The following is a 20,747-nucleotide window of genomic DNA, read 5'->3' as shown; positions in this document are numbered from 1 at the left end:
GGGAATACATGAAGCCCATGTCCTGGGCCGGGCGGAATTCCTTGCCGCCGGCTTTCAAACCTGCCTCGGCGATGGCGTCGACCGCTTCTCGGCTATCGCGGGAGAGGGCGTAAAGCGCCTGCACGCCTGCCTTGGCATCCGGGATCGGCAGCGGGGAGAATTCCTTGAATTTTTCGTGCGTAAGAACCATCACGAAAATTGTGTCGGAGATGACGATGCAGGCGGCCGTCTCGTCGGTGAACTGGGGATTGTGATCGAAACCCAACGCCTTGTAATAGGCCATGGACGCGGCGAGATCGGCGATCGGCAGGTTGACGAAAATCATCGAGGGCATGGTTCTCTCCAATGGTTAGGTATTTTCTTAAGTAATGTTGGATTGCCTTGGCCAAGTCAATCCTCTTGCCTTCGACGGACGAGCCAAGCCATTTTCGACAGCCGAGATTTTTCCTGACGCATGTCTTTGTCCCAAAACCGGTATCCACTTTCGGGAGACATGCTAGCTTTGGAGTCACCATGAAGACGGCGCTTACCCTTTCCGGGTCGATCCGCAAGGAATCTTACAATCGTGTCCTGCAGCAGCATATGGGCCGGGCCCTGACGGCAGCGGGGGTTGAGGTCACGGAGCTGGACCTGACGGACTTTCCCATGCCGATCTTCAACGAGGATCTCGAGGTCGATTCCGTGCCGGAGGCGACGGTGAAACTGGCCGAGCTCTGGCGGAGCCATGACATCATCTTTATCGCGACGCCCGAATACAATGGCGGGGTGTCGCCGCTGATGGTCAACACGATCACCTGGCTGAGCCGGCAGAAGCCGAGCCCGTTCCGGCACGCCGTTTTTGGCATTGGCGGGGTGAGCTCGGGAAAATATGGGACGATCTGGAACCTCAGCCACCTGCGCGACTCGCTGAGCAAAGTCGGAACGCTCGTCGTGCCGACCTTGCTGGGGATCGGTCCGGCGGACCAGGCCTTTGACGAAAAGGGCGATCCGGTGGAACCGGCAATCATCCGCAAGGTTGAGCAGATGGTGCACGAACTCACTCACTTTTCGCGGGGTTAGGCGATGAAGGCTCTCTATCTGACCCATCCGCAGGTGCGCATGGACCCGGCCGTGCCCGTGCCGCTCTGGGGCCTTTCCGATGAAGGGCGGGAGAGAGCCGAAGCCTTTGCGGCGCGCCGGATCATCCCGGCGGGCACTTTTGTGTTTTCAAGCCGGGAAGCGAAAGCGCTCGAACTGGCCGAGATTGTCGCGGCGCAAGCGGGAACGCCGGTACTGGCCGATCATCTGATGGGCGAGAATGATCGCAACGCCACGGGATTCTTGCCGCCGGCGCTGTTCGAGGAAACTGCGGACAAGTTTTTTGCCGAGCCGGAGGTGAGCGTCGACGGCTGGGAAAAGGCGGCGGATGCGCAGCGCCGGATCATCGAGACGGTACTTTCAGCGCTGAAAAGCGTGCCGCCGGGGACGGCGGTGATTTTCTGCGGACACGGGGCCGTGGGGACGCTGCTCAAATGTCATCTGGGCGGGCGGCCGATTGCGCGCAGCGAGGACCAGAGCCGGCATGGCCACCGCGGGGGCGGCAATGCCTTTGTGTTCGATCTGGCGGGGACGGAATTGCACACCGAATGGATGGCCATGGAAGACCTGCCGGACGATTGGTGGCACTAGGCCTTCTTTTCGTTCAGCGCAAAAAGATCGAGGGCATCACCCAGGGCTTCGGTGAGACGATCGAGGCGCGCCGGGTCGGTTTCGAGCTGACGCAGGCGATTGGGGCCGGCGAGGGGAACGGCGCCGACGAGGTCGAGACCTTTTTGCGTGATGGCGACAAGGCGGGCGCGGCGATCGCGCGGGTCGGTGCGGACGATGCAGAGGTCGAGGCGGCGGAGTTCGTCGATGGATTGGCCCAGAGTTGCCGCGTGCATGTCGAGGCCCTTTCTGAGGGCCGCCAGGGCCATGTGGGGGCGTTCGGCCAGCGTATGAAGCACGGCGAGCTGCAGGCCGGTGATGCCGTGGCGCTGTTTCAGTTCGAGGTGGAAGGCGGCGATGGCGGAATCGAGCCGCATCCAGGCGACCAGGGTGGAAAGGGCCTGCTGCTGCATTTTGCTTTCAGACTAGAGATGAATCGGCCGTCTTATGACGGCATAGGATTTTTCCCGCAAGGTACTATGGCGGCATAGGGTCGGCGATTTCGCCTTGCTCCGGGCCCGGCGATGTGCGACCCCAACCCAAATCAGCGACAGAAGGGATTTTGCCATGGCCGGCCATTTGATCGTGGGGCTCGACGTTTCGACGCGCGCCCGCGCCGAGGAGATCGTCACCGCGCTGGGGGATACGGTCGAGTATTACAAGATCGGCTATCAGTGCTTTTATGGCGCCGATGGCTTTGCGCTCGGCAAGGAGCTGATCGCGGCGGGCAAGAAGGTGTTCTTTGACCTCAAACTGCTCGATATCGACAACACGGTCGAAAAGGGCGTGGCGGCGATTGCCGCGACCGGCGCGGCGATGCTGACGGTGCATGCCTATCCCAAATGCATGAAGGCGGCGGCCAAGGCGGCACAGGGTTCTGATCTTTGCGTGCTGGGCGTGACGGTGCTCACCTCCATGGACGATGCCGATGTGAAGGAAGCCGGCTATGAGCGCGATGCCGCGGGGCTCGTGGCTCTGCGTGCGCAGCAGGCCAAGGAAGCCGGGATCGGCGGCATTGTCGCCTCCTCGCATGAAGCGGAAATGGTGCGGACTATTCTGGGGCCAAAAATGGCCATCGTGACGCCGGGGATTCGTCCGGCGGGCGCTGCTTTGGGCGACCAGAAGCGGGTGATGACGCCGGCGGAAGCGCTGGCGGTGGGCGCGAGCCATCTCGTGGTAGCACGGCCAATCGTCGAGGCGCCCGATCCGGCAGCGGCGGCGCGGGCGATCTTGGCCGAAATGGCTGGTTCCGGGACGCGGTTGGCCTGATGCGATACTCTGCCTGTATCGAAATGCTGTTCGTGCCGGAAACTGCTGATCCGGTGGAGCGGGTGCGCCTTGCTACGGCGGCGGGTTTTGAGGCGGTGGAATTCTGGCTGTGGTCGAACAAGGACCTCGATGCCATGGAGCGCGTGCTTGATGAAACCGGCGTAAAACTCGCCGGGATCGTAGCCGAACCTTTTGCCGAGCTGACGCGCGAGGGGGACCATGACCGGTTCCTCGCGGGACTCGAAAAGAGCCGCGATGTGGCGCTGCGACTTGGGGCAGGTGTGCTCATTTGCCAGTCGGGGCCGCTGCTGCCGGGGATCGAGCGGGCGAAGCAGCATGAGGGGCTGACGATTGCCATGCAGCGTTCGGCCGAGGTGCTGAAGGGGTCAGGCGTCAAGCTCGGGCTCGAGCCGCTGAATGATCGCGTGGATCATCCGGGATACTATCTCACCAGCACGGTTGAGGCGCTTGATATCATGGATGCGGTCGATCGGCCGGAGATCGGTATCACCTATGATCTCTATCATTCCATGGTGATGGGTGAGGTGCCCGAAGAGGTGGTTGGCGATCGGGCAAAGCACATTGTGCATGTGCATGTGGCGGATCACCCTGGGCGCAATCAGCCGGGGAGTGGCGGGCTGGATTTGACGCGACCGCTCGGGTGGTTGCGGGGGCAGGGTTATGATGGCTTTGTCGGGCTGGAGTTCCGGCCGACGGCCGGGACGGATGCTGCGTTGAGGCAGATGCGGGCGAGCTTGGGCTAGCCACAGATTCTTCCTTCTCCCCTTGAGGGAGAAGGTGCCCGAAGGGTCACCGAATTGGCGTTCGCGAATTCGGCTGGGATGAGGGGTATGGGATTTCACCACTCGTCCCTCTGCGGAGGAGAGATACCCCTCACCCTGAATAATCTGCTGAACGCAGATTATTCTGTCCCTCTCCCTCAAGGGGCGAGGGAGGGCCGGTGGGTGTGGCTAGCTCTCAGCCAACCAAGCCATGCTGCCGGGACAGATCCTGCAGGTCGAGCTGCGGCCTGGCGCCGATATGAGAAATCACTTCGGAGGCGGCGAGGCACCCGGTCTTGAGGGCGGATTCGAGGTTTTGGCCTCGGGCCATGCCGAGGAGGAAGCCCGAGGCAAAAAGGTCGCCGGCGCCGGTGGCATCCACAACGCTATCGATCGGGAAGGCGGGAACCGAGACGACTTCGCCATTGTATACCGCCATAGCACCCTCGGCGCCCATGGTGATTGCGGCCAATTCGGCATCCTGCGCGATGGCGCGGACGGCGGTGCCAAGGTCGTCGGTTTCGTAGAGCGATTTCAGCTCGTGGACGTTGGCGAAGACGTAGTCGATCGTCTTGGAGCGGATGAGATCCAAAAATTCGGCGCGGTAGCGATCGACGCAGAACGGGTCGGACAGGGTGAAGGCCGCGGCCCGCTCATGCTTGTGGGCATAGTGGGCGGCGAGGACGAAGGCCTTTTTGGCTTCGACCGGGTCCCACAGAAAACCTTCCATATAGGTGATGGCGGCGCCGCCAATTTCGTCGGGGTGAATATCGGCTTCGGTCAGCTGGTGACAGGCGCCGAGATAGGTGTTCATGGTGCGCTCGCCATCTTCGGAAACGAAGATCATGCAGCGGGCGGTCAGCGCGCCATTCTTGAGGCGCGAGGTGTTGTAGTGGACACCGATGGCGTTCAGATCGTTCTCAAAAACATCGCCCAAGGGATCGTCGGCGACCTTGCCGATGAAGGCGGCGCGGCCGCCAAGCGAGGCGACGCCAGCGGCGGTATTGCCGGCGGAGCCACCCGAAATCTGCTGCCGGGTGAGCGGCATTTTTGAATAGAGGTCTTCGGCCCGATCGGTATCGATCAGGTGCATGATCCCCTCCTTCATGCCTTCGCGTTCGATAAAGCCGGGCTCGACGGGGGCGATGATATCGACAATGGCATTACCGATCGTCAGCACGTCGAAGCGGGTCTGGGTCATGCGGGCAGTCCGAAGATGAGGGGAAACGCAGAGGGTTTAGCGCAGGCGAGGGGCCGGGGCAATGTTTTGGGTTTTTTGCTCCCTCAGCCAAGTTCGCGAACCCGCTAGAGACTTCCGATGATTTCGGCGATCAGCGCTTCAGTGTCCTCGCCGGCGCGGAGGGCGATCTGGCCATCGAGGAGCAGGATGGAGAGGCCGTGGACCTTGGCCCAGGCGGCCAGGGCTCTGGCGCGCCCGGTCTGCATGTCGCCACCGACGACGTGGCGCAGGGTATCAAAGGCTACGTCGGCAGCCATGCGGAGGCCAGGGCGACCGTCTTTCTTGAGCTGGGGCGAGAACATCAGACGGAAGAGATTGGCATTGCCGAGGGCAAAGAGCACGTAGGTCTTGCCCATGGCGGCCATAGGGTCGGCCGGATTGCCCGCGGCCACCGCTTCCATGGCGGCGGAGAAACGCTGGAAGCCGGTGACGGCGAGCGCTTCAAGGAGGGCCGCGCGGGAATCGAAGTGGCGATAGGGCGCGGCGGCGGAGACGCCGACTGCGCGGGCGAGGTCGCGCAGGCCAAGACCGGTCTCGCCTTCCTTTTCGAGAATGATCAGCGCGGCTTCGAGCAAGGCCTGGCGCAGGTTGCCGTGGTGATAAGGCGAATTGGCGGATGTTGACATTGTTTACATGAGGAGGATAGATGTGAGCACCATTAACACCTAGGTGAGGACAGGGCAATGGATTCGAATCTGATATTGGCTTGCGCCCACCATCTGGCGGTCTTTTCGCTGGTGGGGATTTTTGCGGCGGAGTTTGCGCTGTTGCGTCCCGGGCTTGGCGGCACCCGGCTGACGCAATTGGCGCGGCTCGATGCGGCTTACGGGGCGGTGGCGATGACCGTAGTGGCGGTTGGCGTCTTGCGGGTTTGCTTTGGAGGCATCGACCCCTGGTATTATCTCGGCAATCACGCCTTCTGGGGGAAGATGGCGGCGTTCCTGGTGATGGGACTGCTTACGATCCAGCCGACCATTGCCATCCGGCGCTGGGTGAAGGCGGGCGAGGGGATTGCCGACTATGTGGCGCCGGTTGCCGAAATCGGGACGAGCCGGCGGTTTGTGCATCTGCAGGCGGGGGTGCTGGTGCTGATCCCGCTTTTTGCGGCGGCAATGGCTCGCGGGTATGGGAGCTAGGCTCCTTTTCCGGTTCTGTCGTCATTGCCGGGCCGGTCCCGGCAATCCTGCGGATGGCATGGACCACCGGGACAAGCCCGGTGGTGACGATGGAGAGGAGGGGGAGAACTGCGCCCGGATAGACAGAGATTCCCGCTTTCGCAGGAATGACATCGAGCGGTAAGTGAAGCTTCTAGGCCGCCCTGGGCAGTGGAGACTTCGGCTCAAAGAGGCACCACTCGCTGATCGGACAGCGCCAGCATTCGGGTTTTCTGGCCTTGCAGATGTAACGGCCGTGCAGGATCAGCCAGTGATGGGCGTGGAGCATAAAGCGCTCGGGGATCTGTTTTTGCAGAGCCTGTTCTACCGCGAGCGGCGTCTTGCCGGGGGCCAGGCCCGTGCGGTTACCGACGCGGAAGAGGTGGGTGTCCACCGCGATGGTCGGCTGCTTGAACCAGATATTTAAGACCACATTCGCCGTCTTTCGGCCGACCCCGGGCAGCGCTTCGAGGGCTTCGCGACTGTCGGGGACTTCGCCGCCGTGCTGGTCGATGAGGATTTGCGAAAGGGCAAAAACGTTCTTGGCCTTGCCGCGGAAGAGGCCGATGGTTTTGACGAGTTCGGTGATCTGCTCGACGCCCAGGGCCACCATGGCTTCGGGCGAGGGGGCGAGTTCGAAGAGGCGCTTGGTTGCCTTGTTGACGCCGGCGTCGGTCGCCTGCGCGGAGAGAACGACGGCGACCAGCAGGGTGAAGGCGTTGACATAATCGAGCTCGCCCTTGGGCTCGGGCTCGATCTGATGGAACCGCTCGAAGATCGCCTCGGCCTGGGCGCGGTTTAGCTTTTTCACTTTTTTAGGACTTGGCATTCTCTCGACCCCGAATCTCTGCCAATATTTCAGGGCGAGTCCATCATGCCAATGCAAACCAGCACCACGACCAGTCCCCTGTTTTCGGCCACGCTGCGGCCGGACAGATCATTGCGCGCTGCAGGCGGCTGGATTGGCCTTGCTGCGGCGGCGTTGTTCGGGCTGCCCTTTGTCGTCACTGTACCCGAATTTTTGCTGCCGAGCCTTGTCGGCTTTGCCATTGCCGCGGGTGGGTTGACCGTCCTCACCATACGGCAGGCGCGGCGGGCACGGCTGGTTGAACGGGTGACGGTGTGGCCCGACCAGATCGAGCTGTTGTCGGCGAGCCGCAAGCAGGAGCGGCAGTTGCGTCGACTGGACCCCAAGAGGGTGCGGCTGGTGCTGACCCGGGACGAGAACGAGCGGACGACCGCCATGTATCTCACCCATGGGTCTGAGCGCATCGAAATCGGCGCCTTCATGGCGGTCAATGACAAGTCGAGCTTCGCCCGGGCTTTTGGGCAGGCGTTGCGCAAGGCGCGGCGCGGCTGACTTTTCATGGGGCTGGCTGGTCCGTCAAAAGCGGGTCGCATGCTTGCTGGCGCCAGCGGTAAAAAGGGCAAACGTTCAATTGAAAGATACGGCCATGAACCAGCTTGCCCATATCGCCCCGGCCAGCGACTACGACACCATTCGCGCGGCTATTCGCTATCTCAGCGAGAACGGTCCGGATGCGACCGATCTCGGAAAATTCTCGCGCGCGCTTGGGCTGACCGAGCGGCAGTTGACCGATCTCTTTCGGCGCTGGTGTGGCCTTAGTCCAAAAAGCTTTGCGCAGGCGGTGGCGCTTGACCATGCGAAGTCGCTGTTGCGCGACAAAGCGAGTGTTTTGGACACGACCTATGAGGTGGGGCTTTCTTCGACCTCGCGGCTGCACGATCTGTTCGTGACCCATGAAGCCATGCCGCCGGGCGTGTTCCGCGCCGGGGGCGAGGGGATCGACATGTTCTGGGGCGTGGCGCCATCGCCCTTCGGGCTCGCGGTAGTGACGGCGACGGAATATGGCATGTCGGGCCTGGGCTTTGCCGATGCGGATATGAGTGTCGAAGAGGCTTTTGCCGATCTCGCCAATCGCTGGCCCAAGGCGCGGTTTAAGCGGGATGATGCGCGGATCGCGCCGATGGCAGCGCAGGTGTTTGAGCCGGGCCGTTGGTCACCGGATCATCCCGTGCGGGTGGTGCTCATTGGGACGGATTTTGAGGTAAAAGTCTGGGAGACCCTTCTTAAAATTCCGTGCGGGCAGGCGGTCACCTATTCGAGCGTTGCCAATCATATCGGACGACCCACGGCGTCGCGGGCGGTGGGCGCGGCGGTTGGCAAAAATCCGATCAGCTTTGTGGTGCCGTGCCACCGGGTGGTGGGAACGTCTGGGGCGCTGACCGGGTATCACTGGGGGGTGCCGCGCAAGCGGGCGATACTTGGCTGGGAGGCCGGGGTGGTTTCAGCGGCGCACTAAAAAAACGCGGCCTCTTGGGGCCGCGTTTCACGTGAATCCTGCAATCTGAAATCAGAGCTTCAAGCGCTCGACGAGCTTTCCATCCGGACCGATCTTATAGACGGTGGGTTCGCCGGTGCCGATTTCGCGGGCCAGGATTTCGTCAGGTGTGAGACCTTCGATGGCCATGACGAGGGCGCGGAGGGAGTTGCCGTGGGCAGCGATGAGGACGGTCTTGCCGGCTTTGAGCTGCGGCAGGATTTCGGCTTCATAATAGGGCAGGGTGCGGGCTGCGGTGTCCTTGAGGCTTTCGCCGCCCGGAGGGGGAACGTCGAAAGACCGGCGCCAGATGAGGACCTGCTCTTCGCCCCACTTGGCGCGGGCGTCGTCCTTGTTGAGACCCGAGAGATCACCGTAGTCGCGCTCGTTGAGCGCCACGTTGCGGGTGATCGTCACGTTGAGAATGCCCATCTCTTCAAGGATGAGATCGAGCGTGTGCTGTGCCCGGCGCAGGGCCGAGGTGTAGAAAAGGTCGGGCGCGAACTTGCCGGCCTTGAGCGCCTTGCCCGTGGCGCGGGCTTCGCCTTCACCCTGCTCGGTGAGGTTGGGATTGCGCCAACCGGTGAAGAGGTTCTTCAGGTTCCATTCGCTCTGGCCGTGACGGACCAGGATCAGAGTGCCGGACATTCTTTCAATCCTTCAGACTAGTCGTTGAGGCCGAGAACGTCGGCCATGGAATAGAGACCTGCGGGCTGGTGGGTGGCCCAGAGGGCGGCGCGGACGGCGCCATTGGCATAGATGGTACGGTCCTGCGCGCGGTGATTGAGTTCGATGCGCTCGGAGGGACCGGCGAGGATGACCATGTGGTCGCCGATGACATTGCCGCCGCGCAGGGTCGCAAAGCCGATAGTGCCGAATTCGCGCGGACCGGTGTGGCCGTCACGGACACGAACCGAATGGTCCTTGAGCGAAATATTGCGGCCCCTGGCAGCGGCATCGCCCAGCATCAGGGCCGTGCCCGAGGGGGCGTCGACCTTGAGGTTGTGGTGCATTTCCAAGACTTCGACGTCGTAGTCGGGGAGGGCTTGGGCGGCCTTTTCGACGAGGACGGCGAGGGCGACCATGCCGGGCGAAAAGTTTCCTGACTTGACGATGCGCGCACCGGCCGCGCCGGCGGCGGCGATTTCGGCGTCGTCGGCTTCGGAGCAGCCGGTGGTGCCGATCAGATGTACGATGCCCTTGGTCGCGGCGAGTTTTGCCAGGGCGACGCTGGAAGCGGGAGCGGTGAAGTCGATGATGACATCGGCCTCGTCGAGCAGTGGGACAATATCGTCGGTGACGGTGACGCCAAGCGCATCGATGCCGGCCAAAATGCCGGCGTCCTTGCCGATCGAGGAGGCGCCAGGACGATCGACGGCGCCGACGAGTTTGAGACCATGGCTAGCTGCGACTGCCTTGATATTGGCTGATCCCATGCGGCCGCCCGCGCCGGCGACAATGGTTCTGAGCTCGGTCATGCCTGATCTCCAAAAATAGTCGTTAAGGCCTATATCAGTGCCATGGCCAGCCGCCAACTCCATGCGGCGATTGGATGAATGCTTCGCAATCGACACAATCGGCGGGAGACTTCTGGAGTGCTGCTCTGATTGCATCAGATCGGCACTCCAGCCTTGGTTTGTCGCGCTTCTGAACCGCAAAACCGTTGCCACTTTTGCGCGAAGCGCTCTAGGCTGGTGCAAAGCGAACACATGGACCCGCAATGACCATCACCAATGCGCTGGCCAGCATTGCCGTCGACAATCTCGCAGATTCCCTGGTCTGGTACGAATATCTGTTCGGGCGGCCTGCCGATGCGCGGCCCATGGCCGATGTCGCCGAATGGAAGCTGCCCGGCGGGGCCTGGGTGCATGTGGCGACTGATGCCGACCGGGCAGGGGCCAGCGTGCTGATGCTGATCGTTGATGACATCGCCGACGAATTGGGCCGGCTCGACATGTATGGGATCAAGCCGGTGGCCAAGGCGATCGGGGATTTTTTCAAGACCGCGAAACTGCGGGATCCCGACGGGAACCTGGTGGTACTGAGCCAGCCGCAGCCGGGGACGTATTAGGTTTTCTTCCTTCCCTTCTCCCCCTGAGGGAGAAGGTGCCCGCGGGGCGGATGAGGGGTATGCGGTTTCGCCATTGGCCCCTCTGCGGAGGAGAGATACCCCTCACCCTGATTTTCTGCTGAACGCAGAAAATCTGTCCCTCTCCCACAAGGGGCGAGGGGAGCGCCGGTGTGTGGGACGCGATCTAGACGTCACACCCGTCTCAGGCTGACATTCTCGATCAGGTGGTTCTTGCCCTTTTTGAGGATCAGGTCCGCCCGACCGCGGGTCGGCAGGACGTTGTCGACAAGGTTGGGCAGGTTGATCGAGCGCCAGACCTGGCGGCCGAATGATCCGGCTTCTTCTTCGCTCATTTCGGCAAAGCGGCGGAAGAAGGAGGTGGGGTCCTTGAAGGCGGTTTCCCTGAGGCGAAAGAAGCGCTGCATGAACCAGTCTTCGAGTTCGTCCGTGTCCGCGTCGATATAGACCGAGAAATCGAGGAAGTCGGAGGCGAAGAGGATCGGCTTGCCGTTACGCGGCAATTCGCCGGGCTGGAGAATGTTGAGGCCTTCAACGATCAGGATGTCGGGACGATCCACCACGATCTCTTCACCCGAAACCACGTCGTAGACGAGATGGGAATAGACCGGGACCTTGACCCTCGACTTGCCCGATTTGATGTCGGCCAGGAAATTGACGAAGCGCGGCCGATCATAGCTCTCGGGAAAACCCTTGCGATCCATCAGGCCTTTTTCGGTGAGGACCGCATTGGGGTACAGAAACCCGTCGGTGGTGACGAGGTCGACGCGGGGCGTCGAGGGCCAGCGCGACAGAAGGGCTTTCAGGATACGGGCCGTGGTCGATTTGCCAACGGCGACCGAACCGGCGACGCCGATGATGAAGGGCACCTTGTGGCCATGCGGGGTTTGAAGAAACCGCGACTGAACGTTGTGAAGCCCCTGGATGGCTTCGACGTAATAGGACAGAAGGCGCGAGAGCGGCAGGTAGACCTCTTCGGCCTCCTGCAGCGAAATCGGATCAGTGAGGCCGCGCAGGCGATCGAGATCGCCCTGGTCGAGCGTCATCGGCTGGCCGTCGCGCAGCGTGCTCCACTCGGCCTTGGTGAAGTGGTGATAGGGGTCGAGCGCCGGAGAGCGGTGCGCCATTACTGCTTTTCCGATCGCGAGGCTTTTTCAGCGAGACCCGATTGGGCGGTGCGCGCATCAAGCTCGGCCATGACTTCGCCAAGCGGAATGTCTGCTGCCTTGAGCACGACGAGGAGATGGTAGAGGAGATCGGCCGACTCCTTGACCAGTTCGGCCCGGTCGCCGGTGACGGCGGCGATGACGGCTTCGGTCGCTTCCTCGCCAACTTTCTGGGCGGCCTTTTTCATGCCGCGAGCGATGAGCTTTGCCGTGTAGCTTTCCTCTGGCGAGGCGGCAGCGCGGATGGCGATGCGGGCTTCGAGTTCTTCAAGGGTCATTTTTTGGTCCCTCTGTCCTTAGGCTGCAGCCGCATCCATGCGCATGGCAATGCCATGATCCATCATGTAGCGCTTGGCTTCGGGAATCGTAAAAGTGCCGAAGTGGAAGATGGACGCGGCAAGGACGGCGCTGGCGTGACCTTCGGTGACGCCATCGACAAGGTCCTGCAGTTTGCCGACGCCGCCCGAGGCGATGACCGGGACTTCGACTTCATCGGCGATCATGCGGGTCAGTTTCAGATCGAAACCGGACTTGGTGCCGTCGCGATCCATGGATGTGACCAGCAGTTCGCCGGCGCCGCGCTCGACCATTTTGGCGGCGAATTCGACGGCGTCGATGCCGGTGGGGCGGCGGCCGCCATGGGTGTAGATTTCCCATTCGGAGCGATTGTCGCCACCGACCTTTGCGTCGAGGCGCTGCTTGGCATCGACCGAAACGACGATGCACTGATTGCCGAACTTGTCCGCGGCGCGAGCGATGAAGTCGGGATCGTTCACGGCGGCAGAATTGATCGCCACCTTGTCGGCACCGGCCAGCAGCAGTTTTCGAATGTCTTCCACTGTGCGCACGCCACCGCCGACTGTGACCGGCATGAAGCAGTGTTCGGCCGTGCGGGCGACGACGTCGAAAATCGTGTCGCGGCCTTCGTGGCTGGCGGTGATGTCGAGGAAGGTCAACTCGTCGGCGCCGGCTGCGTCATAGGCGATGGCCGCCTGGACCGGATCGCCGGCATCGATGAGATCGACGAAATTGACGCCTTTCACCACGCGGCCACCGGCAACGTCCAAGCACGGGATAATACGAGTCTTCAGGGTCATGAGCGTTTGCCCTTCTGCATCTGCCCCCAGGCGATGCGATGAATGATGAGCGTGGCGAGCCAGACGAAAAAGGCGGCGCCGCCAAGCGGGATCGTCGCCAACATGAACCAGCCCAGCACGAAGAGGGTGTAGAGCGCCTGCCCCCAATCGGCGCCGCCGATCATGCAGGGATTGATGCCCCCCTCGTTAACGTAGCAGCCATTGCTGTCGGCAATGAAGGTGGCAGCGAGGACAGAGAGGACGGGGGCAAAGGCGAAGAGCGCGATCACCGCCAGGAAGAGGCCATAGGCCCACCACGGAAATCGGGCAGGCCGCGCTTCGCTCACGCCACGGCCCTCAGCTTTGCCAGTGCTTCACGTGAATCAATTCGGCCATCGTAAAGCGCGCGACCGGAAATGGCGCCTTCGAGCACCTGATATTCGGGACGCGTCATGCGCTCGATATCGTCCATGGAGGCAAGGCCGCCGGAGGCGATGACGGGGATCGAGGTCGAGCGGGCGAGATCGAGGGTCGAATCCCAATTTATGCCGGCAAGGATGCCGTCGCGGTCGATGTCGGTATAGATGATGGCCGCGACGCCGGCGCCTTCAAAACGCTTGGCGAGCTCCACGATGGACAGCTCGGACGTTTCCGCCCAGCCTTCCACCGCGACCATGCCGCCCTTGGCATCGGTGCCGACGGCGACCTGGCCGGGCCATTTTTTGGCGGCTTCTTTCACCAGCTCAGGATCGCGAACCGCGACCGTGCCGAGGATGACGCGAGCGAGGCCTTTGTCGAGCCAGGCTTCAATATGGTCGAGCGTGCGAATGCCGCCGCCAAGCTGGACGGGGAATTTTACGGTCTTCAAAATCTGCTCAACCGCGGCGCCGTTGACGCTCTCGCCGGCAAAAGCGCCGTTGAGGTCGACGACGTGCAGATATTCAAAGCCCTGGTCTTCGAACGATTTTGCCTGAGCGGCGGGATCGTCGTTGAAGACGGTGGCCTGGTTCATGTCGCCAAGCTTTAGTCGGACGCACTGACCGTCCTTGAGGTCGATGGCTGGAAAGAGGATCATGGCGTCCATCCCAAGAAATTTTCGATCAGTTTGAGGCCGAGGGCCTGGCTCTTTTCCGGGTGGAACTGCGTCCCGAAAATATTGTCGCGCCCAACACAAGCGGTCACCGTGCCACCGTAATCGGTAGTCGCTAGGAGGTGGTCCGGGTCCTCGGTGAGGAAGTGATAGGAGTGCACGAAATAGGCGTGCAGCCCATTGGGGCCATCCGGGATGTTTTCGAGCAGCGCATGGGGTTTTGTCACCGAGATGGTGTTCCAGCCCATGTGCGGAATTTTCAGGTTTGGATCAGTCGGCTTGATCTTTTCGACGGCGCCGGGGATCCAGCCGAGGCCCTCTGTGATGACCTTTTCGCGGCCTTCTCTGGCGAGAAGCTGCATGCCGACGCAGACGCCGAGGAAGGGCGTGGTGCCGCGGATGACGCGTTCTTCCAAAACTTCGGTCATGCCGGCGACGGCGTCGAGGCCGGCCTTGCAATCGGCGAAGGCGCCGACGCCGGGGAGCATGATGCGGTCGGCGCGGCGGACGACTTCGGGGTCGGCGGTGACGATGATTTCGGGGCTATTCACCAACGAGGCGGCGACGCGCTCGAAGGCGTTGGCGGCGGAGCGGAGATTGCCCGCGCCATAGTCGATAATGGCAACAGTGCTCATGGACGAGATTCCATAACGGCAAGACGGGCGAGATCGGCATCGGCGGCAAAGCGGTGGCCCGCGGAAACAAGGCCACGACGTTTGAGGGCACGACGCTCAGCGCCCGGTGCGGCAAAGCCGCAGGCGATGGCGAGGAGAATGTAAAGCCAGAGGCTTGCGTCGGGCCCGAGATAGCGCGCGCCAAAAATCAGCGCAACGAGGCCGACGACAAAGAGGCCCAAGAGATCCCAATGTCGATGGAGGAGCGCATGGACGGGCGGCAGCAGGGCCGCAAACCAGGAGAAGCGCTCGGAGACGGCGACAGGCAGGGCGGTCGGGTCGTCGACGGATCGATAAAGGGCAAAGAGGGTCACGGGGGAACTCCCAGGACGGAATGAGGTCCACTTAGTGCAAAATGTGGAAATGCGAAAGGCCACGACCGCTTTCAGGCGTCGTCATCGCCCGGCTTGACCGGGCGATCCAGTTTGCCGAGGCATGGACTGCCGGGACAAGCCCGGCAGTGACGACAACTGAAGTAGCGGCGATTGCTTACAGCGTGCCCTTAGTTGATGGCACGCGGTCGGCCTGGCGAGGGTCGATTTCGAGGGCGTCGCGCAGAGCGCGGGCCACGGCCTTGAACATCGACTCGGCCAGATGATGGTTGTTGTCGAAGTAGAAGTTTTCAATGTGCAGCGTGATGCCGGCATTGATGGCGAAAGCCTGGAAGAACTCGCGGAAGAGTTCGGTGTCGATGTCGCCGATCTTGTCGCGGTTGAACTCGGCCTTGAAGACGAGGAAGGGGCGGCCCGAGACATCGAGCGCGGCGCGCGTCAGCGTGCCATCCATGGGCAGGTCGCAGGATGCGTAGCGGCGGATGCCCTTCTTGTCGCCGATCGCCTGGCTGATGGCCTGGCCGAGGGCAATGCCGACATCTTCCACCGTATGGTGGAAGTCGATGTGCAGGTCGCCCTTACAGGTGACATCCATGTCGATGAGTGAGTGGCGCGAAAGCTGGTCGAGCATGTGATCGAAGAAGCCGACGCCGGTCGCCATCTTATGCGCGCCGGTGCCGTCGAGATTGATCGAGACAGTGATCTCGGTCTCGTTGGTCTTGCGGGCAATGGTGGCGGTGCGCATTGGACAGTCTCCGAAGGTACGGGGCTCAGTAGCAGATAGGCATGGCGGCGTGAAGATTGGGTTGAAGTTCAGAGACTGCCACTTCGGGGCGCAGCATGACGGGCCAGGTTGTCGACAGCGTTTTCAGCCCATTCGGCCTCTTCTTGCTGCCCTGCTTCTGCTTGCCTCCATGACGCCGGCGTATAGGCGGGACGCCTGTTCTAGGCTTCAGAATACCGACCCAGCATGGGCGTGACCCGGCTGGCTTCTGGCATCATCGTGCCTCCTCCCACCTCTCATGGCGGTCTAACGCGCATGGCTTAGGTGCCGTTGCGAACGGGCAGGTTGCAATCAGTGGGGACCGTCCTAAATATCATTCAACAGTTCGGAGTATCTCCCCAAATGAGTGACAGTGCATTTCCCGGGTGGCACGGGACGACCATCGTTTCCGTGCGCAAGGGCAACAAGGTTGTCGTTGCTGGCGATGGCCAGGTTTCCATGGGCCAGACGGTGATGAAGCATACGGCCAAGAAAGTTCGCCGGCTCGCCGGCGGCAAGGTGATTGGCGGCTTTGCCGGTTCGACTGCCGACGCCTTTACCCTCTTCGAGCGGCTTGAAGGCAAGCTTGAGCAGTATCCTGACCAGCTGATGCGCGCGGCCGTTGAGCTGGCCAAGGACTGGCGGACGGATCGCTATCTGCGCAAACTCGAAGCCATGATGATCGTGGCCGACAAGACCGACACGCTGGTTCTTACGGGCACTGGCGACGTGCTGACGCCGGACCATGGCGTCATCGCCATCGGCTCGGGCGGCAATTATGCGCATTCGGCGGCCCTGGCCCTGCATCAGGCAACCGACCTCGATGCCGAAGACATCGCCCGCCGCGCCATGAAGATCGCAGAGGAAATCTGCGTCTACACCAATGGCAATGTGACCCTCGAAACCATCGAGCTCTAAGTGACCTTTTCCATCCGGCAACTCGGCGTGAAAGATGCGGCGGCCTATCGGGCCATCAGGCTCGAAGCGCTGGCCAACCATCCGGAGGCCTTCGTGTCTTCGGCCGAAGGGTTTGCCCAGAAATCTGACACAGAAGTGCGACAGATGCTGGAAACGCTGACCATCTTTGGCGCCGTTCTGCCCGATGGGTCCATTGGCGGCATCAATGCGTTCTTTCGCAATGACGGCCACAAGGAACGGCACCGCGGCTGGATGATCCAGGTCTATGTGCGGCCGGAACATCGCGGCACGGGCATGTCCAAGGCTTTGGTCGAGCATCTTGTCGACCATGCCCGGGACAAGGTCATCCAGATCCATCTCGGGGTCTGGGCCGAGAACGAGCCAGCCATCCGCCTCTACCAGAAGCTGGGCTTTGAGACCTACGGAACAGAGCCCCGCTACCTCTATGTGAACGGTCGATACATCGACGAACACCTGATGGTGCGCTTCCTCGACAAGGCACCAGGAGACCAAAAATGAGTGAAACCAATTTTTCGCCGCGCGAGATCGTCTCGGAGCTGGACCGCAATATTGTCGGCCAGCATGACGCCAAGCGCGCCGTGGCCGTGGCACTGCGCAATCGCTGGCGCCGGCAGCAGCTTTCCCCCGAGCTGCGCCGCGAAGTGACGCCGAAGAATATCCTGATGATCGGGCCGACCGGCGTCGGCAAGACAGAGATTTCGCGCCGCCTGGCGCGTCTGGCGCAGGCGCCTTTCGTAAAAGTTGAAGCGACGAAATTCACCGAAGTCGGCTATGTCGGCCGCGACGTCGAGCAGATCGTTCGCGATCTTGTCGAGGCCGGGATCACCGTCCTGCGCGATAAGCGGCGCAGGGATGTGCAGGCCCAGGCCCATCACAATGCCGAAGAGCGGGTCCTCGACGCGCTGGTCGGGACGTCGGCGACGCCGTCGACGCGCGACTCTTTCCGCACCAAGCTTCGCAACAACGAGCTTGATGACAAAGAGATAGAAATCGAAATGCAGCCGGCGCCGAATACGGGCGGGTTTGAAATCCCCGGCATGCCCAATGGCGGCATCGGGATGATCAACCTTTCCGACATGTTCAAGTCGGCCATGGGCGGTCGCGGCGTAAAGCGCAAGGTCAAGGTGAAGGACGCCTATGAGCCGCTGATCGCCGAAGAGGCCGACAAGCTGCTCGATCAGGAACAGCTCAAGACCGAAGCTATCGAGCTCGTCGAAAACCACGGCATCGTCTTCATCGACGAGATCGACAAGGTCGCGGCCCGCGAGGGCGGCGTTTCCGGCGGTCCGTCGCGCGAAGGTGTGCAGCGCGACCTGCTGCCGCTGATCGAAGGCACGACGGTTGCGACCAAGTATGGGCCGGTGAAGACCGACCATATACTGTTCATCGCTTCGGGCGCGTTCCATGTGAGCAAGCCAAGCGATCTGCTGCCGGAATTGCAGGGTCGTTTGCCGATCCGGGTGGAGCTGAAAGCTCTTACCCGCGAGGATTTTATTCGCATCCTCAATGACACCGAGGCGAGCCTGGTGCGCCAATATGTGGCGCTGATGGGGACCGAAGGGGTCACGCTGACATTTACGCCGGATGCGATCGAGGCGATTGCCGATGCGGCGGTGAAGGTCAACGAGAGCGTCGAGAATATCGGGGCGCGGCGGCTGCAGACGGTGATGGAACGGCTCGTGGAAGAGATTTCCTTCGATGCGCCCGACAAGGCCGGGCAGACGGTGGCCATCGACGCGGCCTTTGTCCGCGAGAAGGTCGGGGTCCTCGCCAAGGATACGGATCTCAGCAAGTTCGTGCTTTAGGGCTTGCTGCGAGACAGAAACCCCCGCGAAAGCGGGGGTTTTCTTTTGCGCCGAGTTTTCCGACCTCCCTTCTTCCCTTGAGGGAGAAGGCGGCGCGTAGGCGCCGGATGAAGCGTATTTTTGCTGGCTTCCCTGCAGAGGAGGGATACCCCTCACCCTGCTTTTCTGCTGAACGCAGAAAATCTGCCCCTCTCCCACAAGGGGCGAGGGGAGGGGCGGTGGCTTAGCGCTTCTTTGTCGCGCGCTTCACCAGTTCGTCGCGCAAAAATTTGAGGTCTTCGGGGTCGAGGCGCTCGATGTTGTCGCGGAGGCGGTTGGTGAATTCCGTCGCTTCGGGGGCAAGTCCGCCGGTATCGATGGTCACCTTGGGATCGGAAATTTCGGCTAGCCGCTGCAGCTCTTCGGCTTCGTCCCAGATGACGTTGAAATAGGCGATGATGCGGTGGAGCAGGAAGCTCGTGGGCTGACCGCGGCGGCCATGTTCGAGAGCGGAAAGATAGGCGCTCGACACGTTCAGAGCCGCAGCCATTTCCTTCAGCGAAACGCCGCGGGCTTCGCGCAGGGCGCGGAATTTTGCACCAAGCGGGGTCATGGGCGCCTCAGGCGCACATACCAGGCGCCCTCCCCACCATGGCCACGGGCCGCAAGGCTCCAGCCTGATATCATGTGCGAAAGGCCGGGCTCGGAAAGCCAGATCGGCAGCATGGTGCGCAGAATGCCGCGCTCGGTCATGGCGGCGATATAGTCGTTTTCGGTCTTGGCGCCCTTGCCGGTGATGACGAGGAGCGTGCGATCGCCGCGGGCGGCGCGGGCACCAATGAAGCGGCGGAGCGTTTCGCGGGCCTCGGCCTGTGTCATGCCGTGCAGATCAATGGTGCCGTCGATGTCGATGCGACCGCGGCGGACTTTTTTATGGATGGCGGGATCGACATTCTTTTCGACCACCTGAGCCGGCTGGGTCGGCGCTTGATAGGGCGGCAGGAACGGCTTTTTGGGTTTGCCCATCCGGGGCGGCGCCTTGATGGCGGGAGCCGGTTCGGGCTCTGGGATCGGCAGGGGGTCGTGGCCGAATTTAAGCAGGCCCTTGCGGCGCAGCGGTTCGACCGTGGCCGACACTGTCGTCCAGAGGTGAAAGTCGTGCGGCAGGCGCCTGGCGTCGCGCTTGGACATGGAAGGGCCTGCCGCAAATTGACTTAGTCGAGCTGGCTCGTGGTGATGACCTTCCAATTGGGGTCACGCGATTTGGGATTGCGCGCAAAGGTCCATTCGTCGGCGATGGTCTGCACCTGGTCGGCATTGCCCTCGACGAGATTGCCGTCCTTGTCGCGGATGGCGGAGACGACCTCGGCGTGAAAGTCGACGGTCACCAGAATGTTCTTCTTGTCGTATTCGGCATTGACGATGGCGATCTTGGGCAGGCCCACGAAAGTGAATTCGTTCTTTTGGCCAGCAGCCTCGCGATCGGAAATGGCGCGGGCAAAGCTGTCGTAGACATCCGTGTCGAGAAGGTTCTTGAGCGTCTGGCGATCGCCTTCGGCAAAGGCCGTGACGATCATTTCATAGGCCTGCTTGGCGCCTTCGAGGAAGGATTTGGGCGTAAAAGTCGGGTCCGCTTCGGCCACGGCGCGAAGGCCGGTTGCGAGATCGGCATTGCCTGATGCCGCCTGCTCGATTTCAGCTTCGAGCTTGCGGGTGCGGCGTTCGTCATCAAGATTGGGCGCATCGGCCGGACGCGGGCGGATCGGCACCACGGTGTCGTCACCATTGGCTGCCTTCTTCTCGACCGGCGTGGAGCGGGTGCGGTCTACGGGCGGGCGTTCATTGCCGGTCCGCGTTCCCAATACCGAGCGGAGGCGGAAGAGCACGAAAACCGCGACCACGATGGCGATGAGAGTGGGCAGATCGAGAAAATCGTCCATGAATCGGTGCACCTGAGAAGTTGGGCGCTCGCCGAGCGCTTTTGTCGTTCCTATATATAGGGAAAGCTTTAGCTCAAAACCAGTTCACTCAAGGTTGCGCGATTTGCCGCGCCCTTCACAAACAAAGGATGACCCGGTTGCTCCGCTTCATTCCGCTGCTTCTTCTGGCTCTGCCACTGATCGAGATCGCGCTCTTCATTGTCGTTGGGCGGGCCATCGGCGTCCTGCCGACGCTGGGCCTTGTGATTGCCGCCGTTATCGCGGGCGGTTTTATCCTGCGCCAGCAGGGTCTGGGCATACTCAATCGCATGCGCAGCAATATGCAGACCAATACGCTGCCGGCCCAGGCGCTGTTTGATGGCATGCTGCTCGCCATTGCCGCCGTGCTGCTGATCATTCCCGGCTTTCTGGGCGACTTCAT

30 protein-coding genes are annotated in these 20,747 nt (G+C 61.9%); 12 read left to right on the top strand and 18 right to left on the bottom strand.

The features are described 5' to 3' along the window. Nucleotides 1-334, bottom strand: a 334-nt coding sequence (locus tag J0I64_RS12110) for a lactoylglutathione lyase (protein WP_291408505.1), incomplete at its 3' end; no start/stop codon positions are given. Between the two features lie 179 nt (nt 335-513). Here J0I64_RS12110 and J0I64_RS12105 point away from each other — a divergent pair. Next, nucleotides 514-1,059, top strand: a complete 546-nt coding sequence (locus J0I64_RS12105) for an NADPH-dependent FMN reductase (RefSeq protein ID WP_291408503.1) — start codon at nt 514-516, stop codon at nt 1,057-1,059. Between the two features lie 39 nt (nt 1,060-1,098). After that, nucleotides 1,099-1,668 carry a histidine phosphatase family protein gene (locus J0I64_RS12100; protein ID WP_291408502.1) on the top strand — a complete coding sequence of 190 codons (570 nt, stop codon included), beginning with the start codon at nt 1,099-1,101 and terminating at the stop codon, nt 1,666-1,668. Here the strand turns inward: J0I64_RS12100 and J0I64_RS12095 are convergent. Further along, on the bottom strand, nt 1,665-2,099 hold the full coding sequence (locus J0I64_RS12095; protein WP_291408500.1) for a MarR family transcriptional regulator: 435 nt from the start codon (nt 2,097-2,099) through the stop codon (nt 1,665-1,667). The two genes, J0I64_RS12100 and J0I64_RS12095, sit on opposite strands and share 4 nt — an antisense overlap. A 154-nt stretch (nt 2,100-2,253) precedes the next feature. Between J0I64_RS12095 and pyrF the strand changes: the two genes are divergently transcribed. Together pyrF and J0I64_RS12085 are read left to right on the top strand one after the other, a co-directional pair. Further along, nucleotides 2,254-2,955 carry an orotidine-5'-phosphate decarboxylase gene (gene pyrF, locus J0I64_RS12090; RefSeq protein WP_291408498.1) on the top strand — a complete coding sequence of 234 codons (702 nt, stop codon included), beginning with the start codon at nt 2,254-2,256 and terminating at the stop codon, nt 2,953-2,955. Next, nucleotides 2,952-3,719, top strand: a complete 768-nt coding sequence (locus J0I64_RS12085; RefSeq protein WP_291408507.1) for a TIM barrel protein — start codon at nt 2,952-2,954, stop codon at nt 3,717-3,719. Before pyrF ends, J0I64_RS12085 begins: the two co-directional genes overlap by 4 nt. A gap of 214 nt (nt 3,720-3,933) precedes the next feature. On the opposite strand, the gene J0I64_RS12080 is transcribed toward J0I64_RS12085, so the two are convergent. Continuing rightward, nucleotides 3,934-4,938 carry an adenosine kinase gene (locus J0I64_RS12080; RefSeq protein WP_291408496.1) on the bottom strand — a complete coding sequence of 335 codons (1,005 nt, stop codon included), beginning with the start codon at nt 4,936-4,938 and terminating at the stop codon, nt 3,934-3,936. 104 nt (nt 4,939-5,042) lie between these two features. Then, a complete protein-coding gene (locus tag J0I64_RS12075) occupies nt 5,043-5,603 on the bottom strand; it encodes a TetR/AcrR family transcriptional regulator (RefSeq protein WP_291408494.1) in 561 nt (186 codons plus the stop codon). A gap of 57 nt (nt 5,604-5,660) precedes the next feature. Between J0I64_RS12075 and J0I64_RS12070 the strand changes: the two genes are divergently transcribed. Beyond that, nucleotides 5,661-6,113, top strand: coding sequence for a DUF2214 family protein (locus tag J0I64_RS12070; RefSeq protein WP_291408492.1), 453 nt, complete (start codon nt 5,661-5,663; stop codon nt 6,111-6,113). 172 nt (nt 6,114-6,285) lie between these two features. On the opposite strand, the gene nth is transcribed toward J0I64_RS12070, so the two are convergent. Next, entirely contained in the window at nt 6,286-6,960 is a 675-nt protein-coding gene (gene nth / locus J0I64_RS12065) for an endonuclease III (protein ID WP_291408491.1), read from the bottom strand. A 45-nt stretch (nt 6,961-7,005) separates the two neighbouring features. Between nth and J0I64_RS12060 the strand changes: the two genes are divergently transcribed. Both J0I64_RS12060 and J0I64_RS12055 read left to right on the top strand, forming a co-directional pair. Continuing rightward, the gene (locus J0I64_RS12060; protein WP_291408489.1) at nt 7,006-7,491 is read left to right on the top strand and encodes a DUF2244 domain-containing protein; all 486 of its coding nucleotides are present in this window, start codon (nt 7,006-7,008) and stop codon (nt 7,489-7,491) included. A gap of 94 nt (nt 7,492-7,585) precedes the next feature. Continuing rightward, a complete protein-coding gene (locus tag J0I64_RS12055) occupies nt 7,586-8,455 on the top strand; it encodes a bifunctional helix-turn-helix domain-containing protein/methylated-DNA--[protein]-cysteine S-methyltransferase (RefSeq protein ID WP_291408487.1) in 870 nt (289 codons plus the stop codon). A gap of 51 nt (nt 8,456-8,506) precedes the next feature. On the opposite strand, the gene J0I64_RS12050 is transcribed toward J0I64_RS12055, so the two are convergent. After that, entirely contained in the window at nt 8,507-9,121 is a 615-nt protein-coding gene (locus J0I64_RS12050; RefSeq protein ID WP_291408485.1) for a 2,3-bisphosphoglycerate-dependent phosphoglycerate mutase, read from the bottom strand. Between the two features lie 17 nt (nt 9,122-9,138). Continuing rightward, nucleotides 9,139-9,951, bottom strand: a complete 813-nt coding sequence (dapB, locus tag J0I64_RS12045; protein WP_291408483.1) for a 4-hydroxy-tetrahydrodipicolinate reductase — start codon at nt 9,949-9,951, stop codon at nt 9,139-9,141. Nucleotides 9,952-10,193: 242 nt separating this feature from the next. On the opposite strand from dapB, the gene J0I64_RS12040 reads away from it, so the two are divergent. Further along, on the top strand, nt 10,194-10,544 hold the full coding sequence (locus tag J0I64_RS12040; protein ID WP_291408481.1) for a VOC family protein: 351 nt from the start codon (nt 10,194-10,196) through the stop codon (nt 10,542-10,544). 191 nt (nt 10,545-10,735) lie between these two features. Here the strand turns inward: J0I64_RS12040 and coaA are convergent, their stop codons facing one another. The 8 genes from coaA to hisB form a co-directional block, all read right to left on the bottom strand. Beyond that, nucleotides 10,736-11,689 carry a type I pantothenate kinase gene (gene coaA, locus J0I64_RS12035; RefSeq protein WP_291408479.1) on the bottom strand — a complete coding sequence of 318 codons (954 nt, stop codon included), beginning with the start codon at nt 11,687-11,689 and terminating at the stop codon, nt 10,736-10,738. Next, nucleotides 11,689-12,006: a phosphoribosyl-ATP diphosphatase gene (locus J0I64_RS12030; RefSeq protein ID WP_291408477.1), complete on the bottom strand. Its 318-nt coding sequence runs from the start codon at nt 12,004-12,006 to the stop codon at nt 11,689-11,691. The genes coaA and J0I64_RS12030 overlap by 1 nt, the downstream gene beginning before the upstream one ends. A gap of 18 nt (nt 12,007-12,024) precedes the next feature. Then, complete coding sequence (gene hisF / locus J0I64_RS12025; protein ID WP_291408475.1) at nt 12,025-12,825, bottom strand: imidazole glycerol phosphate synthase subunit HisF; 801 nt, start codon at nt 12,823-12,825, stop codon at nt 12,025-12,027. Next, nucleotides 12,822-13,151, bottom strand: coding sequence for a hypothetical protein (locus tag J0I64_RS12020; protein ID WP_291408473.1), 330 nt, complete (start codon nt 13,149-13,151; stop codon nt 12,822-12,824). The genes hisF and J0I64_RS12020 overlap by 4 nt, the downstream gene beginning before the upstream one ends. Beyond that, entirely contained in the window at nt 13,148-13,879 is a 732-nt protein-coding gene (hisA, locus tag J0I64_RS12015; RefSeq protein ID WP_291408471.1) for a 1-(5-phosphoribosyl)-5-[(5-phosphoribosylamino)methylideneamino]imidazole-4-carboxamide isomerase, read from the bottom strand. The genes J0I64_RS12020 and hisA overlap by 4 nt, the downstream gene beginning before the upstream one ends. Beyond that, entirely contained in the window at nt 13,876-14,529 is a 654-nt protein-coding gene (gene hisH, locus J0I64_RS12010) for an imidazole glycerol phosphate synthase subunit HisH (RefSeq protein WP_291408469.1), read from the bottom strand. The genes hisA and hisH overlap by 4 nt, the downstream gene beginning before the upstream one ends. Continuing rightward, nucleotides 14,526-14,882 carry a DUF2628 domain-containing protein gene (locus J0I64_RS12005; RefSeq protein ID WP_291408467.1) on the bottom strand — a complete coding sequence of 119 codons (357 nt, stop codon included), beginning with the start codon at nt 14,880-14,882 and terminating at the stop codon, nt 14,526-14,528. The genes hisH and J0I64_RS12005 overlap by 4 nt, the downstream gene beginning before the upstream one ends. Before the next feature lie 175 nt (nt 14,883-15,057). Next, nucleotides 15,058-15,645 (bottom strand): imidazoleglycerol-phosphate dehydratase HisB, encoded by a 588-nt coding sequence (gene hisB / locus J0I64_RS12000; RefSeq protein WP_291408465.1) that lies wholly within the window; start codon nt 15,643-15,645, stop codon nt 15,058-15,060. 381 nt (nt 15,646-16,026) lie between these two features. Here hisB and hslV point away from each other — a divergent pair, with 381 nt between their 5' ends. Genes hslV through hslU form a run of 3 tightly spaced genes read left to right on the top strand, consistent with a single transcriptional unit; the run spans nt 16,027 to nt 18,407 of the window. Beyond that, the gene (gene hslV, locus J0I64_RS11995; RefSeq protein ID WP_035084725.1) at nt 16,027-16,581 is read left to right on the top strand and encodes an ATP-dependent protease subunit HslV; all 555 of its coding nucleotides are present in this window, start codon (nt 16,027-16,029) and stop codon (nt 16,579-16,581) included. Beyond that, nucleotides 16,582-17,100, top strand: a complete 519-nt coding sequence (locus J0I64_RS11990) for a GNAT family N-acetyltransferase (protein ID WP_291408460.1) — start codon at nt 16,582-16,584, stop codon at nt 17,098-17,100. It begins immediately after the preceding gene. Further along, complete coding sequence (gene hslU / locus J0I64_RS11985) at nt 17,097-18,407, top strand: ATP-dependent protease ATPase subunit HslU (RefSeq protein WP_291408458.1); 1,311 nt, start codon at nt 17,097-17,099, stop codon at nt 18,405-18,407. Before J0I64_RS11990 ends, hslU begins: the two co-directional genes overlap by 4 nt. Nucleotides 18,408-18,630: 223 nt before the next feature. Here hslU and J0I64_RS11980 read toward each other — a convergent pair whose 3' ends face one another. The 3 genes from J0I64_RS11980 to J0I64_RS11970 are packed head-to-tail and all read right to left on the bottom strand — an operon-like array spanning nt 18,631 to nt 20,326. Then, a complete protein-coding gene (locus J0I64_RS11980) occupies nt 18,631-18,999 on the bottom strand; it encodes a helix-turn-helix transcriptional regulator (RefSeq protein WP_291408456.1) in 369 nt (122 codons plus the stop codon). Beyond that, nucleotides 18,996-19,577, bottom strand: a complete 582-nt coding sequence (locus J0I64_RS11975; protein WP_291408454.1) for a Smr/MutS family protein — start codon at nt 19,575-19,577, stop codon at nt 18,996-18,998. The genes J0I64_RS11980 and J0I64_RS11975 overlap by 4 nt, the downstream gene beginning before the upstream one ends. Nucleotides 19,578-19,600: 23 nt before the next feature. Beyond that, entirely contained in the window at nt 19,601-20,326 is a 726-nt protein-coding gene (locus J0I64_RS11970; protein WP_291408452.1) for a Tim44/TimA family putative adaptor protein, read from the bottom strand. A gap of 128 nt (nt 20,327-20,454) precedes the next feature. On the opposite strand from J0I64_RS11970, the gene J0I64_RS11965 reads away from it, so the two are divergent. Then, on the top strand, nt 20,455-20,747 hold a 293-nt coding region (locus tag J0I64_RS11965; protein ID WP_291408449.1), incomplete at its 3' end, for an FxsA family protein.

Origin of the sequence: Devosia sp. (genome assembly GCF_017307565.1) — a bacterium.
GTDB lineage: Bacteria > Pseudomonadota > Alphaproteobacteria > Rhizobiales > Devosiaceae > Devosia.
Note: the sequence above shows the minus strand (reverse complement) of the source record. Positions and strands in the feature narration are given on the sequence as shown.